This is a genomic window from Streptomyces griseoloalbus, assembly GCA_014650015.1.
GTDB classification, from domain to species: Bacteria; Actinomycetota; Actinomycetes; order Streptomycetales; family Streptomycetaceae; genus Streptomyces; species Streptomyces griseoloalbus.
Genome location: BMUD01000051.1, coordinates 1 through 9182 on the forward strand (window position 1 = coordinate 1; position 9182 = coordinate 9182).

The following is a 9182-nucleotide window of genomic DNA, read 5'->3' on the forward strand; positions in this document are numbered from 1 at the left end:
ACCGTCATCCACGGCGCCCGCCCCACTCACAACGGCCTCCCCGGCCTCGATGTCACTCGCCACGTCAGTCATCAACTGTCGCTTCCAGCTCGGGAGTCACACCGCTCACCGTACAGACCCGCTTCCGCCTGCTGACGGGCCCCGCCCCGGGCGTCACGACGCGGAGCACGGGGGTCCGGTGCGGGCGCCGGGTGGAAGGTCCGCGCGTTCGCCCGGGCGGTAGGGACGGTCCGCGCTCGCGCAGAGTGTGCGCCACCAGACCTCGGCGTCGATGTGGAAGCTCTGCACCTGGCCGTCCACCACGAGGTGCGCTCGCGTCCCGGACCACACCGTCGCGAACCGGTCGCCGCCCACGGTGTCCTGACCTCTGCCCAGGACCCGGCCGGACGGGACGTCGTACAGCGTGAAGCCGTCGTCGGCGGTGACCAGGATGTCGTGGCCGAGGAAAGCGAGCAGATGTCCCCCCGCGGAGGCCGGCACGGTCCTGCCCACTCTCCGGCCGCCCTGCGCCACGTCCCAGAACCGCACCTTCTCATCTCCGTGGGTGACCGCCAGCAGGCGGCCGTCCGCGCTGAACACGAGGGGCTGGCCGGTCCGGTCGCTTCCCGGCCCGGTCACGCCCGTCGAGGTGTCCCAGGTGGACACGCGGGTGCCCTTGACGAGGTCCCACAGCAGCAGCTGCCCCGTCCGGTGGCCCGGGACGGTGACGATCAGGGCCTGAGTGGGGTGGCCGGGCCGGGGCATCAGCTGTCCCGGCGAGGCGTAGAACGGCGGCGGGCTCGTCGGGCTGGGCGCCACTCGCAGCGCCGGCGCGAGCTTCCCGCCTGTCCGTGGGTCGAGGCGGAGTACCTCGTTCGAGGACAGCAGCACGGCCAGCTCACCGTTGCCGAGCCGCGCCACGGACTCGATGTGGATCCCCTTTCCGACCCGCAGGCCGACGTCCCGACGACGGGCGGGATCGTCCGCGTCGTACAGGACCAGGCGTGCCCCGCCCGGGTCCCAGGCGACGACCACGTCCTCCGCTCCGGCGCGCACCCAGGTCACCTGCCACGGGTCGACTCCGTGGGGAGCGCCGGGCAGGGCGGCCGACCGGAACGCCCGTCCGGGCCCGCCCACGTACACCCGGTCCGCGCGCCGCACGGCGAATCGGCGGCCGTCCGGGGCCAGTACCGGCGAGTCGTCCCCGGAGCGGTCCGGCGCGGTGAACACATCGGCGCCCTCGGACGCCCGCAGACGCAACAGCGCGTCCCCGACGAGGGCCACGACCCGCGGGCGTCCGCCCTTGCCCTCCGGTGGCCACACCGCGACCTGCGACTCGTCCGAGTCCCCGTCCGTCGGCGTCACGGTGGTCCAGGTACGGCCGTCCGTCATACCGGCCAGGGTGAGCAGCCCGTACTCCGGGGCGCCGTCGAGGGAGGAGCCCGTGCGTATGCGCGTGGAGTAGAGGTCCGAGGCGTCATGGTCCACGAAGTCGTACAGGAGACGGCGCTCGCGCTCGGTTCCGTTCGTGTCGAGGAGCCGTGACGGGGCTCCTCGCAGCCCCACGGCCTCGATCAGCCTGCCACGTGCCGCACAGCGCGCGATCTCGGTGCCCGACACCGGCCGGCGCCGTTCCCGGCCGTCGGTCAGGCCGAGGACCGCGGCCGACATCCGCGGCGCCGTCCGGCTGTCCCCCTCGTGGGACCAGGTGACTGCCACCTCGTCGCGACGGCCCGTGAAGCACGCCGTGTCAGCGTGCCGCGCGCCGACCAGCCGCTCGGGGACGGGCACCTCGGCACCGGAGGCGACGTCCCAGACCTCCAGCGTGGCCCGCTGCTCGGTTTCCTTGCCGGGGCGCACGTCGTACGCGTGCAGGCGCAGCAGCCGGGATCCGTCGTCGGAGAAGTCCACCGGCGAGCCGTAGCTCTCGTCGAGACCGTCCCGCGCACCGGCGAGCAGCCGGGGTTCGGCGTCCGGCACGCCGACCTGCCACAGTCGTACCGATCCATCAGCCGCGCCGGCCGCGTACCAGCGCCCGTCGTCGCTGAAGGTGCCGCTGAAGTCGCCGTCGGGGACGTCCCGAAGGGCGAGAGCGCGGGGATGCCCGGAGGTCGCCCCCAGGACGACGCTCACCCGGCGCTTGCTCTCCTCGTCCGGGGAGGTGACAACGGCCAGGACGGCCCTGCCCGGGGCGGCGTCCACGTCCCGCACACTGCCCGACCACAGGCCGAGGTGCATCTGTTCGACGTCCCGCATCCGCAGGTACTGGCGGAACAGCGCGCCGCCCGCTTCGTCGGTGCGGGAGGTGGCCCAGGCGCCCATGGCGGCCTGCACCGACAGGCCGAGGTCGGCGGACGACCGCTCCTTCGACAGATCGGCCAGTTGCCCCGCTGCGGACATGCGCAGCTGCCGCCGGGCCGTGTCCCTGCTGTGCGACGCGTCCCAGGCCAGCCAGCCGGCCAGCAGCGTCAGCACGGTGATCGTCGCGGCGAACGCGCGCAGCACGTAGGCGCCTCGGCGTGCGTGCCGGCGGCCAGCCGCGATGTAGGCCCGCTGTACGTCCGTGATGTCGGGCGCGCGTTCCGCCTGCCAGCGGTCCGCCGCCGCCAGGAGCCTGACCGGGGCGAACGCGAAGGGGCGGCTGCCCGCTTCCTGCCAGACGCGCGCGTGCTCCGCCACCTCCGCCTGCCAGGCCCGGAACTCCTCACCCTCGCGCAGACAGGTGCGCAGCCACCCCCACTCGCGCAGCAGCGCCTCGTGCGCCATGCGCAGTGACTCCCCCGGCGGTCCGTCCGGCCTCGGCCGGGTCCAGGTGAGCAGCTTCGCCCTCGTCATCCGCTGCGCCAACCGCAACTGGCCCTCGTCGAGCTCTGCGGCGGGCACGGTGTCGGGCAGGAAGCGGCCGAGCCCGTAAGGGCGGGCCAGCCGCTGGAACAGCCGGCGGGCCGTCTCCTGGTCGGCGAGGCCCTCCGCGAGCGCCGCGTCGAGGGTGTCCTGGGCGTGCCGCGCCAGCGCGCCGGACAGCCCGCCGAGGTCCTGGTAGGCGGCGTGGGTGAGAGTGCGGCCGGTGCGCCGCTGCCACAGCCGGGCGAGCGTGAACTCCAGCAGGGGCAGGGCGTTGGCCTCCCCGCGGGCGTCCTGGGCCTCGCGGGCGTCCCGCAGCAGCAGTTCCGCAAGGCCGGGTTCCAGGCCGGCGCCGGGAACCGAGCGCAGTGGCTCGGAGATCACCCGGGCCAGGGCCTCGTCGGCGAGCGGGTCCAGGCGCACCAAGGACGGCGTCAGTTGCGTGGCCGGGAGCACGGTGGCCAGCGCGTCCAGGGTGGCGTTCCTGGCGGTCAGCACGGCACGCAGCCCACGGCCCGGTACAAGGTCCGCGACACCGGTCAGTTCGCGCAACCAGGTCACCACCCGACGGGCCGCCCGCGGGGCGGCGGCGGCGTACTCCTCGAACTGATCGACCACCAGTACGCACAACCGGTCCCGGGCCGCTGACCGCAGCCGCTCGCGCAGCCGTCCGAGGGCGAGATCGTCACCGGCCAGGCCCTCGCGCAGGACGGTGCGGCGCGCGTCGTCCGGTCCATCGGGGCCGGCCGCATCCCACAGGGCCAGCAGAGCCTCGCAGAGGAAAAGGGCCGGGTCGTCCGCCTCGCGCGGCGTCCTCACCACGACGACCGCGTCCGCCTCCCGCAGCCGGGGCAGCAGACCGGCGCGCACCACGGAGGACTTGCCCGTGCCCGACTGCCCGGTCACCAGCACCAACGGCCGTTCGCGAACCGCCTCGCCGAGGGCTGCGGCGTCGTCCTCGCGGCCGTGGAAGAGGGGCGCGTCCTCCTCCTCGAAACGCAGCAGGCCCTTGAACGGCTCCCGGTCCCCGGCGGTCCGGATCTCTCCGGACACCAGCCGGCGGGCGGGGATCAGGTACGCCGTGCCTGTCAGGGAGCGCCCGCCCCGCGCCGCGATCATCCCGACCACCGTGCGGGCCTCGACGTCCCACACCGGGCTGCCGCTGAAGCCCGGCAGGACCGGCACGCTGCCTGCGCCGGTGTCGAGCTGGACACGGCCCGCGCCCTGCCCGCCGCGCAGGACGCCGTGGGCGTTGACGCCCGAGACGGCGTCCTCGGGAAAGCCGTACAGGCGGGCCTCCCGGCCCCATAGCGCCTGGTCCGGGAGGGCGAGCGGCAGCGGTGCCGCACCGCGCACGGGGTGCACCAGCCGGAGCAGGGCGACGTCGTCCTCGGGGCGCCACTCGACGACCGTGGCCGTCACCGGCGGGGAGCCGCCGTCGGCGATCAGCGGGAAGTCGACGCGGACGGGTACGTCCGGGACCGCCGACGGCGTTCGCGCCTCACCTGCCAGCACGTGCGCGCAGGTGCACACCAGGTCGGAGGTGATCAGGAAGCCGGCGCCCAGCGGGACGCCGTCCGTGTCCAGCACTCGGGCGAGCCCCCACTCGAACGCCGGCGAGGCGGAGGGGCGGTGAGTCTCAGCGGTCGCCATCGCCGGACGGAGTCTCCGGAACCGGTGCCTCGTCCTCTTCCGGTGCCCTTGCCCGCTCGCGCGGCTGCCGTTCCCACTCCATCAGCACCTTGAAGTGCGCCTCGGAAGAGGCGCGCGCCAGGACGACGCCCGCGTCCGCGGCCAGCTTCACCCCGAACTCCAGCGTCACCCGGTCCGGAGCCTGGGGCATGGCCCGCAGTGAGTCCAGGACGTCTCTCGCCGCCGGCCGGATGCGGTCCACGGCCTCGCGCAGGGTGCCCGCGGCGGTCTGCGCCGTCTCGGGCCGGCCCCGCCTGCGCACGGGCTCGTGCGCGTCCGCGCCGTACGGCGGCGCAGGCCCGTCGACCTCCACGCGCACCACCGTGCCGTCACTCGCCGTGAACTCCGTCGTCTCCGCCATCGCGTCCGTTCGGTCCGGTGTCGCCGTACGCGTTCGATTCCATCGAGCCGGAGAAAATGTATGCGGCATCGACGGCGAACTTCAATGGTCTTGCAGGAGCGACGAGTTGGCGTCTTCGAGGTGGTGCGCGGCGTCAGAGCGGCAGCTGCCGGAACACCGCGCGCGGCAGGTGCCGTACGGCCGCCATCACCACGCGCAGGGTGCCGGGCACCCACACCGTCTCCGAGCGGCGCCGCAGCCCCAGCTCCACCGCGGTTGCGACCGCCTCGGGCGTGGTGGCCAGCGGCGCCTCGGGTAGCCCGGCGGTCATCCGCGTCCACACGAACCCGGGGCGTACGACCATGACGTGCACGCTCGTGCCGTGCAGCGCGTCCCCGAGCCTCTGGGCGAAGGCGTCCAGGCCGGCTTTACTGGAGCCGTAGATGAAGTTGGCGCGGAGGCGCGCTCACCACTCCAACGCCGGGCCCTGCACCGCGTTACGGCCAGCACGTCAGGCGTTTCACCGCCTTGTCCTGATGCTGCTCGAACAGGGCACGGCGCCTGGCCAGGGGCGCAGCCTCCTCGGAGGGGGCTCCAGCTGCGTCGCCGACTGCAGGGCGGCGTCCCGGTGTGACCATTGCACCCACACGGGCGGCGCGCAGAGGTATACGCCGACAGCGCCCCTTTTGGTGCCGCTATCAGGAGTGCATGGTCACCTTTGTGCTGCGCGGCCTTGCCGCCGCCCTCGTCGTCCTGTTCACCACCGTCGCCTCACCCTGCGCTTGCCGATAACCTCATCCGCCCTGGTCGGAGCTGGTGTGCGGGGTGCACGGAATGTCGAGTGCGGTCGGTCGAGTCTGTGCCGTCGCGCGGCTGTCGATCAACGCGGCATGATGACCAACCGTGCTGCTGCGACTGGCCTACTTGGGCATGGCGAACGCGTTCGCCATGCTGCGCCTGCTACCGATGAGCGATCGGGACAAGGACATGGAGATCCTCGCCCTGCGCCAGCAACTGTCGGTGCTGGAGCGCCAACTCGGTAAGGGGAAGGTGCGCTTCAGCCCGAGTGACCGGGCTTTCCTGGCGGCTCTGCTGTACCGGCTGCCGCGGGACGTGCTGCGCAGGCTGCGGCTGCTGGTGCGGCCGGAACGGTGCTCCGTTGGCACCGCGACCTGGTCGCCCGCCGCCACGCCGCCGAGTCCAAGCCGAAGCGCCCGGGCCGACCCCGCACCGTGCTCTCCATCCGCGCCTTGGTGCTGCGCCCGGCACGGGAAAATCCCACGTGGGGTTACCGGCGCCTCCACGGCGAGCTGCTGGTGCTGGGCGTGAAGGTCGCCGCCTCCACGGTCTGGGAGATCCTGCGGGAGGCCGGGATTGACCTCGCGCCCGAGCAGACCTCCAGCACGTGGGCCGACTTCCTGCGCTCCCAGGCCGACGCGCTGCTGGCCTGCGACTTCTTCGAGACGGTCACCCTGACCGGGGCATGACTGCACGTGTTCGCCGTGATCGAGCACGCCAGCCGACGGATCCGGATCCTGGGCGCGACCGCGCACCCGACGGCCTCGTGGGTGGCACAGGCCACGAGAAATCTCGTCATGGACCTGGAAGATGTCAACTGCCGGGCGCGGTTCCTGATCCGGGACCGGGACGGGAAGTTCGCCGCCCTGTTCGACGCGGTCCTCGCCGATTCGGGGATCGAGGTCGTGCTCAGCGGTGTCCGGAGGCCGCGGACGAATGCGGTCATGGAACGCTGGGTGCAGACTTGTAGGCGCGAGCTGTTGGACCGGACCTTGATCTGGGATCAACGGCATCTACTCCACGCCCTGCGGGAATTCGAGCGTTTCTACAATGTGCACCGGCCCATCAGGGCTTCGCGAACGCCCGCCCGTTGAACCCGTTACCCCCGCCAATCGTCGATCCGGACCAGATCGCCTGCCTCAAGGTACGACGACGCGATCGCCTCGGCGGGCTTCTCCACGAGTACGAGCATGCCGCCTGACCTGCCCGGACAAGGATTTCGGCAAGGGCAACGTCGCCATGAACTGTCCGACCGAGTGGGCCTTCGTGGAGCCGCTGCTGCCTCGGTCCGGGAGGGGCCGCAGACGGCTGGACGACCGGACGGTCCTCAACGGGATCGTGTGGAAGTTCCGGACCGGCACGGCCTGGCGGGACGTGCCCGAGCGGTACGGATCCTGGGCCACGCTGCACACCCGCTTCTGCCGGTGGGCCAAGGACGGCACCTTCGAACGGGTGCTCCGGGCCGCCCAGGCCAAGGCCGACGCAGTCGGGGACATCGAGTGGCTGGTATCAGTCGACTCCACGATCGTCCGGGCCCACCAGCACGCGGCCGGAGCGCGAAAAGGGGGATCCGCACCCCGGGACTCGGCCGGTCCAGAGGCGGTCTGACCAGTAAGATCCACCTCGCCTGCGACGCCCTGGGTCGACCGCTCGCCTTCACCGTCACCGGCGGGAACGCCAACGATTGCACCCAGTTCACGGCAGTGATGGAGGCGATCCGGGTGCCCCGGCCGGGCCCGGGACGGCCCCAAGTGCGGCCCCACCACGTCATCTGCGACAAGGGCTACAGCTCCAGGGCCATACGCACCTGGCTGCGGGGACGGAACATCCGGCACACCATCCCGGAACGGTCCGGCCAGATACGCAACCGGCTCCGACGCGGCAGCCATGGCGGACGCCCGCCGGCCTTCGACAAGCACCTCTACAAGCGGCGCAACGTCGTCGAACGGTGCTTCAACCGCCTCAAGCAGTGGCGCGGCATCGCCACCCGCTACGACAAGATCACCGAGTCCTACCAAGCAGCCGTCACCCTTGCTTCACTGCTGATGTGCGCGTGACAGCGCTCCCTAGAAGGGTGGCTCCAGGGAATACCCGTCCTCCCGGAGAGGGGCGGACTCGGTCTTTGCTTCGGCGGCTCGCTGTTTGGCGGCCCGCTGCTCGGCCACTGTGGGGTGGGTGACGATCGCCTCGGCCGCCTGTCCTTGCTGGGCCAGTAACTCGAACAGTTCCTCGCGTGCCTCAATCGTGCCGAGGTCCCGCAGTTCAGCGGCGGCGGCAGCGAGGTGGCCGGCGGTGCTGAGGAGGCCGGCCCTGACGATGCAGGGGTCAATCCACGGATCCGGGTGGGCTTCGACCACGGCGATCGCTTCCTCGGCACGGCCGAGACCGGCGAGAGCGAAAGCCCGCCACCAGTGCTGGAACTCTTCGTGGCCGTGGTGGGGCACGGTAAGAGGATGCTCCAAGAGGTAGAGCAGTTCCTCGGGCCGGTCAAGCAGCGGGTAGACGAGTGGGGCCAGGAGGTTGGAGCAGTCGTACCAGCTGAAGCCGGGTTCGGCCACGGTGATCGCGTCGTCCAGCCGGCCGTCTCGCGACAAGGTCGCAGAAAGCCAGGCCCGGTACCCGACCCAGTCGTCGGCGGCGATGGCGTCACACATCACAGTCTCGGCTTCCTCCGCCCGGCCGTGGTCTCGCAGGACGCCTGCGTAGAGGTGCAGGACGGTGTGTGCGTCCTGTCCGGTGGCCAGCTCGCGCAACTCGTCCAGCCGACCATGGCGGGTTAGCAGTTCGGCGTAGGCGGTGAGGGTGTTCTGAGTGAGGTAGCGATTCTCGGTTATGTCCTGGCCGAGGATCCGGATCGCTTCGTCGGCGCGGCCCGCGCGTTCCAGCACCCGGGCCTGGAGATCCTGCGCGTCTGAACAGGAGTAGTCCCACCGGCCCTCGTCGCGGACTCGGCGCGCGGCTTCGGCGTGCGGGGCGATCAAGTCCAGTACCCGCTCATCATGTTCCTGGCCTTCGGTGATCTCCACCAGGACTGTCCGGATCCACGACTCACCAAGGTGCGGCACGAGCAGGTCGATGGCCTCGTCGACGCACCCTGCCTTGGCAAGCAGCTCGGCGAAGTGACGGCACACGGTCTGTGAGGTGCGGCCCTCCTTGTCCGGGCGGACCAGATCCAGGGCCTCATCCGTCCGGCCCGCTCGCAGCAAGATGTCGGCCTTCGCCCACAGAGCTGTCCGCCACCCGGTCGCGACGAACGGCTCCATCACCTTCAGCGCCCGCACGAACTCACCCGACCGGCACAGCTCCTGCGCCGCGCGCTCCGCGCAGAACCACTCGCCGCGCTCCTCTGCCGCCCGGATCACCAGGTCCAGGTGACCGTGCTCCAGCAGAAGATCCACTTTCCGGGGAGAAAGGCCGCCGTAGTTGCTCGCCTGAGGTTCCCCCGAGATGCGGGGAAAGGTGACAGCAGGTCAGATGGGTGTCATGAGAGGAGCCCAGACGATGCCTGCCCCGAGGAAGTACCCGCTGG

Annotated in this window: 3 protein-coding genes and 3 pseudogenes; 2 read left to right on the top strand and 4 right to left on the bottom strand. The window is 71.8% G+C overall.

Features of this window, described 5'->3' with window-relative positions:
• Window positions 1–153: 153 nt before the first annotated feature.
• The 3 genes and pseudogenes from IE178_RS34680 to IE178_RS34690 form a co-directional block, all read right to left on the bottom strand.
• Window positions 154–4476, bottom strand: coding sequence for an nSTAND1 domain-containing NTPase (locus IE178_RS34680; RefSeq protein ID WP_193515020.1), 4323 nt, complete (start codon window positions 4474–4476; stop codon window positions 154–156).
• Window positions 4463–4876, bottom strand: a complete 414-nt coding sequence (locus IE178_RS34685; protein ID WP_193515021.1) for a CU044_2847 family protein — start codon at window positions 4874–4876, stop codon at window positions 4463–4465. Before IE178_RS34685 ends, IE178_RS34680 begins: the two co-directional genes overlap by 14 nt.
• 133 nt (window positions 4877–5009) lie before the next feature.
• Window positions 5010–5312: pseudogene (locus tag IE178_RS34690) on the bottom strand (SDR family NAD(P)-dependent oxidoreductase); the annotation flags it as partial.
• Window positions 5313–5758: 446 nt separating this feature from the next.
• Here IE178_RS34690 and IE178_RS37040 point away from each other — a divergent pair.
• A pseudogene (locus tag IE178_RS37040) lies at window positions 5759–6854 on the top strand (integrase core domain-containing protein).
• A gap of 38 nt (window positions 6855–6892) precedes the next feature.
• Window positions 6893–7710: pseudogene (locus IE178_RS34705) on the top strand (IS5 family transposase).
• Between the two features lie 9 nt (window positions 7711–7719).
• Here IE178_RS34705 and IE178_RS34710 read toward each other — a convergent pair.
• Complete coding sequence (locus IE178_RS34710; RefSeq protein ID WP_193515022.1) at window positions 7720–9051, bottom strand: tetratricopeptide repeat protein; 1332 nt, start codon at window positions 9049–9051, stop codon at window positions 7720–7722.
• Window positions 9052–9182 lie beyond the last annotated feature (131 nt).